Below are 16,328 nucleotides of genomic sequence, written 5' to 3' on the forward strand. Positions count from 1 at the left end.
TATCAGCCGCCACGAGCTTTGATCCGGACCCGCTGGCTTTCAAAGCCATTGAGCAAGCGACTTTGTCTACGGACAGCCCCTCCAGCTTCCGGCTCGATATCCAGGCTAAGTAGTGCATCGAGCGCTGCCGCGACTTCGACTCTTGCCAGAGCCGCCCCGATGCAATAGTGCGGGCCATGCGAGAACGCAACATGTCGACTTGCATTCCGCTTCAGATCCAGGACGTCCGGATTGGAAAACACTTCCGGATCTCGATTGGCCGAAATCAAACTCAGGATGACTGGATTACCTTTGGGAATAGTTACACCTCCGACCAGGGCATCCTCCCTTGTCATCCGAAGAACCATGGAAATTGGCGGATCGTAGCGGAGGAACTCATCCACAAGCGTCACCATGGGAACCTGCCCGCTTCTGGCATACCGTAATTGTTCGGGATGATCAAACATGGCAGCCATGGCATTTCCAATGGCGGCAGTCGCAGTTTCAAAGCCTGCAGTGAACAAGAAGACGCAGTTTGACACGACTTCGTCACGTGAAAGCTCCCCCTTCCTTTCCATACGCGAAAGCCTACCCATGAAGCTTTCTTCGGCGCCGGACCATTGATCGACATGCCGCCCCAGATATGCCCGCACATTCTTTTCCGCTTGAACGACGCGGCTCGTATCATCGACTGAAATCAAGGGATCAAGTCCGACGAACAAATCGTGCGCCCAGGTCCTGATAGCCGACTCGTCGACCTCTGGTATTTCGAGAATGTCCATCACCACGCTAACCGGTAGCGGACGGGCCACATCTCGAATAATGTCTGGCGATTCGCACGCAACCATCGCTTCAACAAGCGTTCGCGCACGATCACGCGCGATGAATGACCACCGTTTTATTGCATCGGCGTGAAATACCTTACCAAAGGCACTTCGCAAACGCGCATGCTGTGGGTCATCCACAAACAGCATGACGTCGTTATATAAACGGGCCAGTGGAAGCTGCTCCTGCTGCCGGTACCATCCAGTAAGCACCGATGGCTTGAGCCCGTCGCCTCCGATATCAAGGAGCGGGCGATCAGGAAGTTGCATATGACGAAGATCGGCCGAATAGCGTTTGTCACGCAATGCTTCCGATACAACGCCGTATCCGGTAATCCAATATACCCCTGTGACATCCCTGTGCACCGGTCCAGCTGTCAAGAGCTGCCTCAACAAAGGATAAGGATGATCTACCGCCATAGAATGAAAGGGATCAAACCGAACACTCCCGCCATTGATCTGCAGAGCCGCGCCGGCCTCCCTTGGATTCTGACGGTGTCGCATACCCGCACTTGCAAGCGGCACGTCCTCGGCCCTGCTGCACAACAACGCCGCAATATCTTTTACATGCCCACCCAATACCAGTGAAAAATGATCACCATCAACGGGCACGATATCAAGCTGCCCGCAGTAGTGGATCCATCCAAGGTCATCATCCATAAAATGACCTTTTATTCGCCGCAACGGATGTATTGACTCGCCGGGAAAGCCTTCTTTCGCCCTGAAAAGGCTCACTTTCCCCCTGTACCATTTCGGGCGGTAGGCCAACATGGCACGAAAACTGGCCGCATGTACCTGAAGCAAGCGCTCCACGCTTGCCCCTGATGGAACGATATGACTCTGGTTGACAGCCTTATCTACCTCGACAGATTTCACATCATCCGGATTTTCCATGAAGGAGCGACAGGCTTCGACATCTCGCTGCTCTCCTCCGGATCGCCTTAGCACGTTCCGAAGCTCATACATCGCCATGTCCCTGTCCGAAGCAGCAGGACTGGACTCATCGACACCGTTCTCGATATGAACCGTATCAAGAAGAACCACATGCGTGACAACATCGCCATTGGCATCCAGCTGCCTGGCGAGTTCAAGTGCCACAACGCCACCGAACGAATGCCCTGCCAGCATGTAAGGCCCTTCGGGCTGCAATCGATGGACTTCATCGAAGAAAATGGCTGCCATTTCTTCCACGGAGCCTACAGGCACCTCTCCCTCAAGCAATCCCGGAGGTTGAAGCCCCATCAAGGAATGACGTGGCGCCATCGCCTTAGCCAGTTCCCGAAGATACATGACGGCACCGCCCAATCCGCCAATGCAGAAAACAGGCGAGGGTGGCTTGATTGAGGCGAGAGAAACAGACCGCTTCCCATCCGCCACAACGCCCATGGATTCCTCCCGCCGCCCTCCTCGATAGAGGACATCGATCAGTTCATCGAAGGTCAGGTCCTCCATCATCAAAGCCAAAGGCATCTTTACGCCGAAGCGACTCTCAATCCGCCCCGCCATATCCATGACCGACAGCGAATCGATACCAATACTTGTGATCCGGGCCGACCCGGAAAGCATGGAGAAGTCGATACCATTCATGCTTTGGGCAAGCATATCGATAAGCTCGTGCCTGAGTTGGTCCCTGCCAACATCCGGCGTAACCCTGCGTCGATCTCCTCCCTTATCACCTGCCGATACACGATTTTCCATAGGTATCAGGTCCAGCTGATTTCGCTCATAGCGTTTTCGGCATGCCCGCCGCATCAACTTTCCACTGGACGTCTTGTCGATACTACGAGTCTTCACAAGGACGACTTCAGCATTGAACCCGTGGTTATCGCGTATCGCCGTTCGAATTGACCAAGCCATGTCCTCCACATTTTCCGGCGCTCCCCCGCCGATTTCAGCAACAACGACCACGCGCTCCTGCTCATCGCCTGTGGAGAAGGCAATGACCGCCCCTCTTGTGACGCCCGGCACGCTCTCCGCAGTTACCTCGATATCTTGCGGATAGTAATTTTTACCTCGCAGGACCATGACGTCTTTCAGGCGCCCGGAGATGTAAAGATTGCCCTCGTGAATGAAACCCAGGTCACCCGTACGCATCCATGACCTGCCATCACCAGCCAGAGAATTACCAAACTCCGGAGCAGATGCATGATTTCGATAGCCCTGCGCCACCATCGCGCCCGCAATCCACACCTCACCCACGGTGTCATCGCCAGCGCAGACCTCGCCCATGGCATTGACGATATGCAGATCAACGCCTTCTACGGCGCAGCCCACGGATACCAGTCGTTTCGCATCCGGTGCATTCGTAACCTCCACCCTCCCATCATTTAATGCTTCCTTCGAAAGGCATAATGCTTTGGCCCCACCACCGAAAGGCGCGCTGGCGACGGACAAAACGGCTTCTGCCAGGCCGTAGGCCGGCATGAGAGCGGCTGGATTCATGCCTTGCGCCGTTGCAAAACCAAGGAACGAATCAATGGTCGATGACCTCACCATCTCCGCCCCGATAAGGACAATCTTGAGAGTACTCAGATCGTAGGTTCCAGGAGCTGAAGTACCGATGCGGTCAACAAGATAGTCCAATGCGAAATTGGGCGCTCCGGTATCCGTCGCGTTGAATCGATCTATCGCGAGCATCCAGCAGGAGGGTGTCCGGAGAAAGTCGACGGGTGACATGACATAAGCGGTACAACCACATGCAGCGGGAATAAATACGGCGAGGGCAAGCCCCATGTCATGGTATACCGGCAACCACGTGACAATGCGGCGATGTTCGTCAAGCTGTCCCCGGTACCGGGTCATACGCATATTGGCCGCGATATTACCGTGGCTAAGCATCACTCCCTTCGGTTGGCCGGTGGAGCCCGATGTGTACTGGAGCATTGCGACGGCATCTGGATCGATAGGCCAATGATCCTCACTCACTTGCGTGACCTGGTCATCTTCCAGCTCCGCCATGCTGAGCCAGCGGATTCGATCCATGCCATCGGCCATCGCGGACATTGCCCTCGCGGCTGCAATGACCTGATGGCTTCCTATCGCCATACGGATGTCCGCGTCGCGAATCATGGAACTTAGGCGCGGCAGGGTCCGATCAAGGCGTCGAGCGTCTGGCGGATATGCCGGAACAGCTACATGCCCGGACAAGAAGCACGCTAGCAGTGCCACCTGGAAATCCGGACCTGACTCGAAAAGCAACAAAATACGTTCGTCTTCCGGACACAGCTGACGAAGACGGTATGCCATTCGTGTCGCCCGGCGCCACCAGCTGGAAAATGTCAGCTTGGATGTGATATTTCCATCGCCGTCAAGAAACGTCGCGGCAACCTGAAGCGGATCGTGCTCCGCCCATCGACGGATCGATTCGTGCAGAAGAGCCTCTCCGTGGTTCATGGGCACAGCCTCCATCAAGGCGTCATCAGTGACGCCTGAGCCCTACTCTCCCTCACCCGGTATCCACAATAGATATCAATATGCGATATCAAGCACCGGGCTATGACGTCATTGATTTCAATGATGTTTTAGCAACGAAGACGGCCATGTGCGACGCCAGGATTTCACGCCTGCAGGAATGCCTGGTTCGGCCAGCGACGGGGCGCATTCCAATGAATATTCATGGAATTGCTAGACTGGCTGAATTCCGGCCAGGATAGTCGAACCATGCGTCGCCCCTTCACGATCATTTCCGCCCTGTTGATCGCCGCGCCAGCTTTCGCCGCCGGCAGCACTCCGAAGATTATCCCGGTTAACAACGGACCTAACACCATCACGCTCGGTGGACTTCCCGCCATGGCCATGCGTGCGTGGCGCGATAACTTCAATGCACATAGCTTCGATGTGATCACCTTCTACGTTCGCTCCTCTGGCGATCCGAAGGCCACCTGGAATCTCGTTCCCGTATTCAAGAAACCCGACGGCAAGCTGGACGACGAGAAGCTGAACATCACGGCCGGTGGTGGCGCGGATTGCACGCTGGATGATTTCCGCCTGCTTCGCTCCGCCGATGGCAAGATCGAGACCCTGGTACTGGCCCATCGCGATTTCGGCGAGAGCTATGCGGATGACGCGCCGGTTCACTTCATCTGGTTCAACCTGACGAAGAACGAGGATCAGGATGTTGGCCAGCCGGCGCTATATTTCAAGCAGGATCGGCAAACCCAATCGAAGAAGCGCTACTGCGACGTCAATGTCGCCTTTGACCGGGAGCTTCATCTCGGCGAGAAGAGCGGCACGGGCGGCTTTTCGGATACGCACGACTGAGGGCGTCGACAGACAGCCCGATCGCTCCTAATATCCCGAAGACGACGCAAGGCTGCGGGTCGGCGAGATATTACGGACGTTGCAGGTAGTTCTTGGCAGTCGAAGGGGGGACTTCGCATGCAGTGGAAATCCAGGGCGCCCGTCTATTGGGGGCACCACTTTGCGATCACCGCCGCTTACACGGGCACGTACGACATTCTTCGCAATCTTACCCTCGCTCACCTTGTTCCGACGGCGGGACTTCGACTGATCTGCCTGCTGCTGGTGCCACGCAGGTACTGGACAGCACTCGTGATTGGCGAGGCACTACCCGTTGCGGCCATGGCGATCACCACCGTTGATCGATTCGGCCCGGCGTACAGCATGATCTCATCGCTGCCGCCCATCGTTCTTTGCATGCCGATCGTAGCGTGGTTCACGCAATACACCCGATTGAAGCGGCCTGACGGTAACATCGATATAAACGGGATGTGGCTCGCCGTAGCCTTGAGCGCACTTGCCACGACGGTCGCATCCTGCGCATCCATCCTTCTGCCGCGCGCTCCGGATGGAGGTTCTCTGTACCACATACCCGGTGATGAAGCCCTTGCCTTCTTCCTGGGTTACTACCTGGGTGCGTTGACACTTGTTTCTGCATGCCTTGCGCTGAGAGAGCGACACCGTGCTCTCGACATTCCGTTACGCTGGCATCACGTTCGTGAAAGCAGGCTTTTCCGTGATGTGCTGTTCCTGCAGATACCGCTGCTTGCCTTCATCCTCATCTACGTTCATGTGAGCGGAGGCCGCGCACTGGTTTACGGCCGGATGGCTACCTTGCTCCCTCTCCTGATGCTCGCCGCCAGGCATCATTGGCATGGAGCCGCCATAGGCGGCACGCTATCCGTCGTTGCCCTCATGTTCACCGCCAGCGACTTCTACGATCCGTCGCTTGTTCCTGCGCAGACGGTGATTGCTTTCACCATGACCACATGCATGGTTCTCGGTTCAGGCAAGCCATGGCGTTCGACCGCCACCGACGGGCTCAGAAGCCTGGCAACAAAATGGCGCCGGTCGCCAGCACCGCCATGAGGCATACGACGAGGCCTCCGACATATGGTCGGCGCCGAGCAGGTGCGTACTGCCCATCAAGCTGCTCAAGCACCAGCGCTTGCCATTCCACCGGGACGCGGATGCGGCGGATTTTTGCACTACGTTCCATGGGTTTATTCCTCACCGTGATAGTTGAGCGGAAGGGGGCGGCCGTCGAGCTCTACCCGGGGGCGCCAGCCGTCCACGGCGCGATATGAGATGCGCATGCGGTGGGGACGGCTGCGGCTGAGCCAGCGCCAGCGTGGCTTGCCCAGGTTGAGGATCAGCTCCGGCAGGGGCTGGCCGCGGATGCGGCGCAGGCGCAGGTAGCAGTCGAACTCCAGCGACAGCAGGGTCATGTCCGGTTGGCGATGATCGCGAAAGGTGGCGATCGGCAGCACCAGCGGGCTGGCCGGGTCGCCGGCACCGGGAAGGTCCACCCGGACGCTGTTGGCGTCGGAGGTTTTTTCCACGGCGTCGCGCAACGTATATAGCAAGGTGTCGAGGGCACACTCGATCATGGCTCAGTGCTCCCGCTCCACCGCCGGGAAATCCGGGAAGGCGGCCACGCGTTCCAGCCAGCCATGCAGGTAACGGGCAAGCACCGGCCGCGCCCGTACCAGCTCACGGTAATACTCCCCACGGGCGTGCTTGTAGCGGGTGTAGACGGTGTACGGATCGGCGCGGTCCAGGGCGGTCAGCGTGACCTTGCCGACGCGGCCGTCCACCGCCAGCGCCGCGCCCAGGCCGTTGAGCATCCGCTGCAGCAGGCGGGTGGCCGCTTCGCCGGAGCTCACATGAAAGTCGGAGACGATATTCGCCACGGGCTGGAAGGCGATCTGGTCGCCGCCCACCACGTCCCAGTGCAGGGCCTTGTAGATGGTGCCGGCCTGCTCGTCGGTCAGGGCCAGCAGGGCGTGCAGGGTCGGCTCGATGCCCAGCAGGCGCTCGGCGCAATGCTGGAAGGTGGCAAGGGTGATGCCCTTGTACATGATCCCCGGGCCGGTGATGTCGTTGAAGTAGCCGCCCTCGAAACGAAGCAGGGTCGGCAGGAAGCGCTGAAAGTCGGCCATGGGTCTCTCCGGTAAGACAGTGGCGTGGATGGGAAAGGGTTCAGGCGTCGGGTCAGCAGGGTTCGCGCAGACCGGGTCGCGGCATCGGCCGCGGATAGCGCAGGGCCACGGGGGCCGGCGGCGCCATAAGGGCTTCGAGCTCGGGGGTGAATTCAGGCGCGTGGCGGCCCTGGACCGGGGCCAGCCGCTGCCAGCGCTTGCCGTGCAGCAGGAAGGCCGCGACCTCGGGGCTCACGTAGTAGCGGGTGCGCATCACGGACTCGATGGCCTCCATCAGCACCTCGTACCCGTCGCGCTTGCGGACGAAGCCATGCGAGCCGGCGTCGAACACTGAGCGGATGGCGCCGGCCTCTTCCTGGGCCGTGAGGCACAGCAGCCTCGTCTCCGGGCACAGCCCCGCGATCCGGCGGGCGGCGTGCAAACCGCTCAAGCCCCGCATCGAGCTGTCGAAAACCATGAGGGACGGCCGGGTGGCCATCGCCAGGCGTACGGCCTCGAGGCCGTCGTCGGTGGCGCCGACCACCTGGAAGCCCGGGGTCGACGAGAGCAGGGTCGCGAGTGTGTCGCGGGCCACCTCATGCTCGTCGGCGAGAAGGACGGTCACCGTGGTCACGGCGATACCCCTTCCGGCACCCGGCATGAGCAGGAGGCGTGTGACAGAATGCGAGAGGCGTGGTGACCGGGCAGCGGGAAACCAGGCATTGGGGGGAATCCATGGGAGGCGACAGTGGGCACACCCTCGGGGTGAGGGCCCTTTCGCGTCCTTCCGGAAACCTTACGGTTTGCAAAACCCTTTAGACACGGGGACTTACCGCTGCGCCTTTTTCGAGGTGGCGGCGGAAGGGAAGACATGCAAAGCAGCGAAGATCCGGCGTTCTTCAGCTTCGGTGACTGGACCGTGCGGCCGTCCCAGCGCAGCATCGAGCGGCAGGACGAGCGTGTTGTCCTGGAGCCGAAGCTGATCGACGTGCTCACCTACCTGGCCGGTACCGGCGGGGAAGTGGTGAGCACCGAGCAGTTGCTGGCCGCCTGCTGGCGGGGCACGTTCTATGGCGACAACCCGGTCCACAAGACCATGGCCCTGCTGCGCAAGGCGCTCCAGGACGACGCCCGCTCGCCCCGCTACATCGCCACCGTGCGCAAGCGCGGCTACCAGGTGGTGGCGAAGGTGGCCTTCGCCGACGCCCGCGAGCGCGCCACGGTCAGCCGGCGCAGTTGGAACGACGGCTCGCCCTTCCGCGGCCTGCTGGCCTTCGGCAGCGACGACCGCGACGTCTTCTTCGGCCGCGCCCGCGCCACGGCGGAACTGCTGCGGGCGATCCGTCGCAGCGACGCCGATGGCTGCGCCTTCGTGCTGGTGGCCGGCCCGAGCGGCTGCGGCAAGTCGTCGCTGGTGCAGGCGGGTATCGTGCCGGCGCTGCTGGGCGAGGCCGGTCACGATGGCCTGCGCGCCACGGCCTGGACCTCGTTCGTGGCCCGCACTCCTACTTCGCCGCTGGTGGATACCCTGGCCGGTGCGCTGTGCCGCTGGGCACCGGGGGGCCGCCCTGTCTTCGTGGACAGCGAGCGCCCGGCCCTGGGCAAGGCGCTGGTGAACGACCTCGACTTTGTCATCGAACGCATCGAGCGCGAGGTGCCAGCGGGCAACGGCCGCCTGTTGCTCGTGGTCGATGCCATGGAGGGCCTGCTCACCCAGGCTTCCGAGCAGGTCACGGCGACCATTGCCGCCCTCGACCGCCTGGCGCGCAGTGGCCGGGTCATCGTGCTCGGCACCTGCCGCAACGATTTCTATCCACAGCTCATGGCCATCCCCGGCCTGCTGGCCCTGAAGCACGACGGCGGCAGCTACGACCTCGCGCCGCCGACGCAGGGCGAGATGGCCCAGATCATCCGCCTTCCCGCCCGCGCGGCCGGCCTGCACTTCGGGCGCGACCCGCACGGCGAGCGCATGCTCGACGACGTGCTGCTGGAAGCAGCCTGCCGCCATGTCACCGCCCTGCCCCTGCTCCAGTACACCTTGCAGGCGCTGTACGAGGCCAAGGATGAAGACGGTACGCTGACCTTCGCCGCCTACGAGGCCATGGGTGGACTGGAGGGCGCGCTGGCCCAGCGCGCCGAGCGTATCCACGACAGTCTGGATGCCCGCGCCATCCGCGCCTTCCCTCGTCTGTTGCACCGGCTGGTGGCCGTGGCCGGCGATGGTGACGGTGTCACCGCGCGCACGGTGCGCTGGATCGACATCGACGATGACGAGCAGCACGCCGTACGCCAGCTGATCGACGCCCGCCTGCTGGTCAGCCTGCTGGAAGACGACGAACCCTGCTTCACGCTCGCCCACGAAGCCTTGCTGCGCCACTGGCCCCGCGTGGCCGAGTGGGTGCAGACGCATCGTGCCGACCTGCGCGCACGGGCACGCATCGCCGAGATGGCCGCGCGCTGGTCCACCGAAGGCCAGCGCCGCGAGCATCTGATTCCGCGCGGCCAGCTGCTGGCCGACGCAAAGCGGCTGTCACGCGAGGCGCATCCGCCACTGGATGCCACGCAGGCGCGCTTCATCGGCCTGTCGCTGCGTCAGGCCCGCTTCACCATGATGACCCTGGCGGGCATGGCCGCCGCCATCGCGGTGCTGGCCCTGATCTCCACCTTCGCGGCGGTGAACGCACGCAAGGCCGAGCGCCACGCGGAAGCACGTCGTGCCGATGCCGAGTCGCTGCTGGATTTCATGCTCGGTGACATGAATGAACGCCTGGATGCCCTGGGTCGTCTCGACCTGCTCGACGAAGTGACCCATCGCGCCATGCAGGTGATGGGCGGCCACGACTGGAAGAGCGATGCGCCCGACGCGGTGCTGCGCCAGGCCAAGGCATTGCGCGAGATCGGCGAGATCCGCTTTGCGCGTGGTGACAGCGACGGTGCCATCGAAGCGTTCCAGAACGCCGACACGAGCCTCGTGCATCTGGTCGCCGGTCACCCCGACCAGGCGGAGGCCTATGCGGAGCGCGGCAAGCTTGCCTACTGGCGCGGCCAGATCGCTTTCGGACGGGGCAAGACCGACGAGACCGCGAAGGAATGGAACAACTACCTGGAACAGGCCACGCTGCGCGCGAAGCTTGAGCCAGACGTGCCCGATGCCTGGCTCGAACTTTCCTACGCACACAACTGCCTGGGCTCGCTCGCACAACGCACCAACCACGCCGAAGATGCCACCCGTGAGTTCGAGCTGTCATCGTCGCTGAAGCGGCGCGTGCTCGGCATGCAGCCCACCGATCGCAAGACCTGGCTGGAGCTGGCCGACACCATGGGCTGGGAAGCCAGCGTGGAACAGCAGCGCGGCAAGCTGCGCGATACGCTCAGCCATTACATGCAGGAGCGCGAAGCCGTGCTCGCCGCGCGCGAATCCGGTGACCCCACCAACCTGTGGCTTTATCGCCGCGCACTCGCCGACCTGCATGTGGCCCGCGCGCATGCTGACCTCGGCATGGTGGTGCAGGCCGAATCCGATTACACCGCCGCAGCCACCACGTTTGCGCAGCTGGTGCGCGATGTGCCCGACAACCGCAAATGGCAGCGCGATCTCGCACTCACCCGCTCGCAGCAGGGCTGGCTTGCATACGGTGTCGGCGACACGGCGCTTGCGCTGCGCCGGTACGCCGATGCAGGCGACATGCTGCAGAAGCTGCTGGCCGTGGATGCGAAAGTGAGCGACTGGCGCACGCTGCTGGCCGTGAACCGCACGTGGGAAAGCATGGCCCACCTGCGCATGGGCGAACTGGTGCCCGCTGCCGCTGCCGTGAACGAAGCCCTGGGCCTGTTCGGCGACGTGCCGGCCACGGCCGCTTCCAACCGCGTCCTGCGCGCGCTGGCCGACATGACCGCGGGCGAGATTGCCCGCCAACAGGGCGATGCCGGCACCGCATCGACCCATCTGGACCGTGCACTTACCGAATTGCGTCCACGTGCCGAGAAGAGCACGGACCCACGCGTTCTCGACCCTTATGTGAGGGTCGCGACACTTCTTGGCCACCAGGATGAGGCCGCTCCATATCTGGAACGTCTGCGGCAGTCTGGATACCGCTCGCCGGCGTTCGAGATGTTCGTCAATCACTCAAACCAGGGGAAGATTCAATGAGCCACATCGAAGTGACGCTCACCGTCGTGGAGACCGGTTCGGTCCATGCGACGCAGGGCTTTCGCAAGACGCGCGACGAGAAGTACCACTACAAGTTCGATCCCGAGATCGTGAACGTGACCGAGTGCAACACGACGGTACGCTACCAGCTGGTGAAAGAGTGCAGCCAGAAAGGTTATACGGTCGCAAACCTGTATGCCACGCCGAACACCCAGCTCAGCGAACCCACGGTCGGCGAGTGCGGAAGCTACATCGAGGTGACCCACTCGAATACGCATCAGTGCCTGCTCAGTGTCCTGGTCACCGTGAATGACAGCGAGAAGGGCCTGGCCCAGTGTGATCCGCAGATGACGAATGATCCGCCCCCGGGCGGTTTCTGATCCAGGTTGAGCGTGTCGGCAGCCCTGGTGGGTGCCGACACGGTTTTGCGGTCGCGGACGAGGTCCGCTCCTACAGGGTGGGTCAGCGACCGTAGGTGGCCTGGATCGAGGCGCTGCCTAGTGCGTTGCCGTGGATCATGTAGCCGATCATGGCGGCCGAGGCGTCTTTAGGCACATCCAGGCGCGGCACTTTCAGTGCGTAGACGGTGACGATGTAGCGGTGCGGCTTGTCGCCCACCGGCGGGCAGGCGCCGCCGAAGCCGGGGGTGCCGTAGTCCGTGCGTCCCTGTACCGTGCCTTTGGGCAACGCGTTGCCGCTGGCATCGCCCACACCTTCGGCGAGCGCATGCGTGCCGGCGGGAAGATCGATCGCCATCCAGTGCCACCAGCCGGAACCGGTGGGTGCATCCGGATCGTAGACGGTGACGGCAAAGCTGCGCGTGCCGGCCGGCTCGCCCTTCCATGACAGCGCAGGCGAGCGATTGCCGCCTTCACAACCGAAACCGTTGAAGACCTGTGCGACCTGGAGCGTGCCGCCATCCGTGAGCGATGTGCTGGACAGCGCGAACTCGGCGGCGGAAGTGACGGGTGCAATGACGAAGCAGGCCAGCGCGCCGAACGTACGGATAAATGACATGGGAGTGCCCCTCGATCAGTGGAATCGTGGGCACATGATCGCGAGCGACGCGCGCTTGGATTAGCCGTTTTCCGTCAACGGCTGTGCGGTTTCTTTCAGGCGTGAGCGCACCACCGAAGGTGCCACGCCCCAGCGCTGATGGAAGGCCGCCGAGAACCGGCTATGCGAATCCCAGCCGCAACGCCGCGCCACTTCGCTGACCGGCAGGGCCGTGGTCTGCAACATGCCCAGGGCACTTTCGAGACGCACCTCGCGCACGAGGGCAGCCAGGGTGACATCGCTGGATTCCAGGCGCCGACGCAATGTCGATTCGCTGACATGAAAGGACGCCGCCAGCGCCGCTACGTTCCACTCGCCATGCGGGCGCTGGGCCACCAACCGCCGCACGCGATCAGGCCAGTCGAGCGCCTCGCCGGGCACGAAGCGCCAGCCACGCTCGGCCAGCAGGATCAGCACTTCCATGATTCGGTGCTTGAGCAGCGCGTCGGAAAGGGGGCGGGCCTCCGAGATTGGCAGCGTGCGGCGCATGGCATCCATCAGTTCATCGTCCACACGCAGGCGGTGGGCCGACGTGACCGGTACGGTACCCGCCGCGACCGGCAGTTTGTCGAACTCCCGCAGGATATCGTCACCCGGCGTAAGCGCGATGGTTTCATAACAATGCTGCCCGGCGGGGTCGTTGACCACGTCCCACTGCGTGCCTCGCGCCACCAGGAGCCCTTCCGAAGGCAGGGCCTCGATGCTTTCCGCGTCCGTATACAGGCCCTTGCGCCCGAGTATGACGGCCACGAAAAAATGCTGGTGAATGGCCAGCGTGCGGATGCGGTAGCGCTGCACCGCGATGACGCGGGCGCCGGAATGAAGTTCCATACGGATACGGCCTCGGTATAGCCGGCGATGCTAGCCGAGGCCGGGCCGGTGCGTCACGCAGCGGGTCGAATGGCCCGGCAGCGCAGGCGGACGTAGTCTGCCCGCCAGATGCCGGCCCCCCTCCTTCTCAGTATCGCCAGGTAACGGCAAGCCGGGCCGTACGACCGGGGGCGGGCATGACACCCAGGGCCAGCGGGTCCAGGTAGTAGCGGTCCGTAGCGTTGTCGAGGTTCAGGTCCACGGCAACCTGGTCGTTGAACGCATAGCTGGCGAAGAGATCGACGATGGTCGCCGAGCGATACAGCTGCTGGATGGCCGAAAGACCGACGTTCCACTCCTTGTCCAGCTTGCTGATGGGCCCTGCGTTATGCACGACACGTGTGCCAAAGGTAAGCCGCTGGTCGAGCAGCCGTGATCCCAGTGTCAGGTTCACGTTGTAGCGCGGAGGGTTCTGCGTGTTGCTGTACGAGCCTTCGAAACCACCGTCCACGCAGTTGGGGGTGCCCAGCAGCTCGTCGATGCCCCATTTCGCGCCATAGGACCGACGCTCGGCGGCGATATCCGGCGCGCAGGTCTTTGCCTTGAAGTAATAGTGTGCGGAAAGATCGGCGAAGACCTTGCCACTGTCGTAGTTTGACTGGAATTCAAGACCCGACACCTTGAAGCGATCCACGTTGCGGATCAGGCCGGCCGACAGCGTGCGGTAGTCGCGGGTGATCAGGTCATCGATACGGGTGTTGAAATAGGCCATCTTGAGCGCAAGGCGATCGTTGCCGGTGAACACGTCACGTTTGACCGTTCCGGCGCCTGCCTCCCAGGTATGCGCCCGTTCGGGTTTCAGCTCACCCGTGGGCTTGGCCGCCGTGAAAAGCCCTAACGTGGTCTCGAACAGGCTCGGCAGCTTAACGCCTTCGGCGTACCGGGCATACACCATCGAGTCGCCATCGAAGTGATACGTCACGCTTGCCGTCGGTGTAAGCGCGGTGTCGCGACGATGGATCTTCTGCGACCAGGTCCAGCTGACCGGCACGCTCAAGTCCTGGGCCTTGCCGGCGCTGTAGAAGTTCCAACCCGCAATATCGCCCACGGTGCCCTGCTTGTAGGGAGAGGCACGCAGTGATTCCTCCGTGAAGTTGCCATTGGCATCCGGATACCAGTTCAATAATGCAATGCGCTTGCCACGCAGGGGCCTGGACGGATCACCACTGAGCAGCTCGGTGTAGCGGTACTTGCCAATCACGCCGTACTGATCCGGCGTGGCGAGGCTGTTGCGGTCATGCACGTCCATCTGGCTCCAGCGGCCACCCACCAGCACTTCCCAGTGATCATCCGGCTCCCATTTCACCGAGGCCACCGCGCTGTACTCCTTGCGGTAGGCGTTACGCAGGAAGCGGTTGTTGACGAGGTCGTCATGCATGACCGGGGAATTTTCACCGGGCCCCACGTCCTCGTCGGTATAGGCCACACCGTAGTCCATGGTGAACACCCCAGCGGCGGATTCCAGCCGCGATGTATTGGTCACGTCAAGTCCAAAGCGACGCTGGTGCTGGGCGTTGCGATAGGCCGACTTGTAGCCCGGATCGGTATTGAACGACGGGCCGTCATACCATTCGGTACGACGATCGAAGTACCACGGCGTGATGCCCGTGAGTCCGTTGTACATCAGGCTGTCGGCATCGGTGTACCAGAGGTTGGCACGAAGATCGACGAGGGGGCTCTCCGGCTTGAAGCGATAACGCAGGTTATAGCTGTCCATGTCGATATGGCCCGGGTCCCATTGCGGAACGCGGTCGCGATTCACCCGGATGATCTGCGAGGCCATGATTTCGCCGGCCGATCCCTTGTAGTGGCGATAGCCTGCTTCAAGGGTCTGCTCGTCGTCGATGCGCCAGGTGCCCTTGAGCAGCGTCGATTCCGAACGGGAGGAGGTATTGAAGACTTCCGTTTTCGGTGGATTCAACGTGGCCAGCGTGCGCGGCTTCTGCGGAAAGTCGTCGTACCCATGCTTGCCGGAGAAGTAGTTTCCCGTGTCGCGCCACGCATAGGCTGCGAGCAGGTCGACGCTGTTCCAGCGCCCGGCAACGGCAAGATTGGCGAACTGATTGCCGGTGGCATTGCGATCGGTGCGCGGCATGGCGCTGTAGGCCGGCAGGTTGTTGGCGCTGTTGTTAGCAATGCCCGTACGCAGGCGAAAACCCGTATCGTGGCCGTCCCTCAATACATCGGCAACATTCAGCGTTTCCATCTCGACTACACCGCCGATGCCACCCGAGGCATTGGCCTGGAGACTGGGCCCCTTCGTGATGGTGATGTTGGAAATGAGGTCCGGATCGAGGTAGGTGCGCTGCGACTGGCCTGCGTAACCCCGGTAGGTGTCCATGGTGGACTGGCCGCCATCGATGATGACCGGGACACGGCTCTGGCCCTGGATGCCACGGATGTTCACGTCCAGCGCATTGCCTACGCGCGGATCGCCCGCCGTGACACCGGCAACACCCTTGACGATGTCGGCCGTCGACGTGCCGCGGAAGCGTTCGATCGTGGTGCGGTCGATGTAGGCGCTGGATCCCGCGTTGCGATACGGTGCCAGTGTGCGTGCAGTATTTCCGCCATCGCCGCCCTTCGCGCCACCGGATACGCTGAGCATATCGGTCACGACGACGCCGTCCTCGCCCTTGGCCGCTTTTTCCAGCGTGACGGCGCCCTCGCCGACCTGGCGGACAACAAGGCCGCTGCCCCTCAGCATGCGCGCAAGTGCCGTCGTCGCATCAAGTTCGCCGCGAACGGCGCTGGACGTGACACCTTCGGCAAGCGTGGCATGATAGGCCACCTGCTGGCCCGACTGGCGCATCCAGCTGCGCAGCGCATCGGCCAGCGGTTGTGCGGGGATATCGAAATGCTGCGAGGTTGCAGCCGCCGCCGGCGCGGCGTACACGCTGACCGGGTAGCCAGCACCCGCAATCACGGCAGCCAACGCGAGACAAAGGAACGACGGACGCGGCAAGCGGTCCGGGCGAAGCGGAGTGAACATGGAAAAACCCTGTCGAAGGAACGTCACCACCCGCGATGCACGCGGGCACGTCGAAAGCACTGGCGGCGGCGGGCACC

The 16,328-nt window shown here is 62.2% G+C and carries 11 protein-coding genes; 4 read left to right on the plus strand and 7 right to left on the minus strand.

Annotated features, from left to right (window positions below; genetic code table 11):
• Window positions 1–2 precede the first annotated feature (2 nt).
• On the minus strand, window positions 3–4,196 hold the full coding sequence (locus HBF25_RS16985) for a cytochrome P450 (protein ID WP_166950494.1): 4,194 nt from the start codon (window positions 4,194–4,196) through the stop codon (window positions 3–5).
• Window positions 4,197–4,418: 222 nt separating this feature from the next.
• On the opposite strand from HBF25_RS16985, the gene HBF25_RS16990 reads away from it, so the two are divergent.
• Together HBF25_RS16990 and HBF25_RS16995 are read left to right on the plus strand one after the other, a co-directional pair.
• Window positions 4,419–5,063, plus strand: a complete 645-nt coding sequence (locus HBF25_RS16990; protein WP_166950496.1) for a carbapenem self-resistance protein CarG family protein — start codon at window positions 4,419–4,421, stop codon at window positions 5,061–5,063.
• 117 nt (window positions 5,064–5,180) lie between these two features.
• Complete coding sequence (locus HBF25_RS16995; RefSeq protein WP_166950498.1) at window positions 5,181–6,131, plus strand: MASE1 domain-containing protein; 951 nt, start codon at window positions 5,181–5,183, stop codon at window positions 6,129–6,131.
• Between the two features lie 134 nt (window positions 6,132–6,265).
• On the opposite strand, the gene HBF25_RS17000 is transcribed toward HBF25_RS16995, so the two are convergent.
• From HBF25_RS17000 to HBF25_RS17010, 3 genes are read right to left on the minus strand one after another with little or no spacing between them, the layout of a single operon-like run.
• The gene (locus HBF25_RS17000) at window positions 6,266–6,652 is read right to left on the minus strand and encodes a hypothetical protein (protein ID WP_166950500.1); all 387 of its coding nucleotides are present in this window, start codon (window positions 6,650–6,652) and stop codon (window positions 6,266–6,268) included.
• A gap of 3 nt (window positions 6,653–6,655) precedes the next feature.
• On the minus strand, window positions 6,656–7,204 hold the full coding sequence (locus HBF25_RS17005; protein ID WP_166950502.1) for a glycoside hydrolase family 108 protein: 549 nt from the start codon (window positions 7,202–7,204) through the stop codon (window positions 6,656–6,658).
• Between the two features lie 52 nt (window positions 7,205–7,256).
• A complete protein-coding gene (locus tag HBF25_RS17010; protein WP_166950504.1) occupies window positions 7,257–7,817 on the minus strand; it encodes a response regulator in 561 nt (186 codons plus the stop codon).
• Window positions 7,818–8,054: 237 nt separating this feature from the next.
• Between HBF25_RS17010 and HBF25_RS17015 the strand changes: the two genes are divergently transcribed.
• Complete coding sequence (locus HBF25_RS17015; protein WP_166950506.1) at window positions 8,055–11,333, plus strand: nSTAND1 domain-containing NTPase; 3,279 nt, start codon at window positions 8,055–8,057, stop codon at window positions 11,331–11,333.
• Window positions 11,330–11,713, plus strand: coding sequence for a hypothetical protein (locus HBF25_RS17020; protein WP_166950508.1), 384 nt, complete (start codon window positions 11,330–11,332; stop codon window positions 11,711–11,713). Before HBF25_RS17015 ends, HBF25_RS17020 begins: the two co-directional genes overlap by 4 nt.
• A gap of 82 nt (window positions 11,714–11,795) precedes the next feature.
• Here the strand turns inward: HBF25_RS17020 and HBF25_RS17025 are convergent, their stop codons facing one another.
• The 3 genes from HBF25_RS17025 to HBF25_RS17035 form a co-directional block, all read right to left on the minus strand.
• A complete protein-coding gene (locus HBF25_RS17025; protein ID WP_166950510.1) occupies window positions 11,796–12,350 on the minus strand; it encodes a YbhB/YbcL family Raf kinase inhibitor-like protein in 555 nt (184 codons plus the stop codon).
• A gap of 60 nt (window positions 12,351–12,410) precedes the next feature.
• Entirely contained in the window at window positions 12,411–13,220 is an 810-nt protein-coding gene (locus HBF25_RS17030; protein ID WP_166950512.1) for a helix-turn-helix transcriptional regulator, read from the minus strand.
• Window positions 13,221–13,347: 127 nt separating this feature from the next.
• Window positions 13,348–16,251: a TonB-dependent receptor gene (locus HBF25_RS17035; protein ID WP_166950514.1), complete on the minus strand. Its 2,904-nt coding sequence runs from the start codon at window positions 16,249–16,251 to the stop codon at window positions 13,348–13,350.
• Between the last annotated feature and the right edge of the window lie 77 nt (window positions 16,252–16,328).

The organism is Luteibacter anthropi (assembly GCF_011759365.1).
In the GTDB taxonomy this organism is placed as follows: domain Bacteria; phylum Pseudomonadota; class Gammaproteobacteria; order Xanthomonadales; family Rhodanobacteraceae; genus Luteibacter; species Luteibacter anthropi.

What these genes read in the sequence shown, in the direction of transcription:
- HBF25_RS17020 (WP_166950508.1), top strand. Translation starts at nt 11,330, where the DNA reads ATGAGCCACATCGAAGTGACGCTCACCGTCGTGGAGACCGGTTCGGTC.
- HBF25_RS17025 (WP_166950510.1), bottom strand. Translation starts at nt 12,350, where the DNA reads ATGTCATTTATCCGTACGTTCGGCGCGCTGGCCTGCTTCGTCATTGCA.
- HBF25_RS17035 (WP_166950514.1), bottom strand. Translation starts at nt 16,251, where the DNA reads ATGTTCACTCCGCTTCGCCCGGACCGCTTGCCGCGTCCGTCGTTCCTT.
- HBF25_RS16985 (WP_166950494.1), bottom strand. Translation starts at nt 4,196, where the DNA reads ATGAACCACGGAGAGGCTCTTCTGCACGAATCGATCCGTCGATGGGCG.
- HBF25_RS16990 (WP_166950496.1), top strand. Translation starts at nt 4,419, where the DNA reads ATGGAATTGCTAGACTGGCTGAATTCCGGCCAGGATAGTCGAACCATG.
- HBF25_RS17030 (WP_166950512.1), bottom strand. Translation starts at nt 13,220, where the DNA reads ATGGAACTTCATTCCGGCGCCCGCGTCATCGCGGTGCAGCGCTACCGC.
- HBF25_RS17000 (WP_166950500.1), bottom strand. Translation starts at nt 6,652, where the DNA reads ATGATCGAGTGTGCCCTCGACACCTTGCTATATACGTTGCGCGACGCC.
- HBF25_RS16995 (WP_166950498.1), top strand. Translation starts at nt 5,181, where the DNA reads ATGCAGTGGAAATCCAGGGCGCCCGTCTATTGGGGGCACCACTTTGCG.
- HBF25_RS17005 (WP_166950502.1), bottom strand. Translation starts at nt 7,204, where the DNA reads ATGGCCGACTTTCAGCGCTTCCTGCCGACCCTGCTTCGTTTCGAGGGC.
- HBF25_RS17015 (WP_166950506.1), top strand. Translation starts at nt 8,055, where the DNA reads ATGCAAAGCAGCGAAGATCCGGCGTTCTTCAGCTTCGGTGACTGGACC.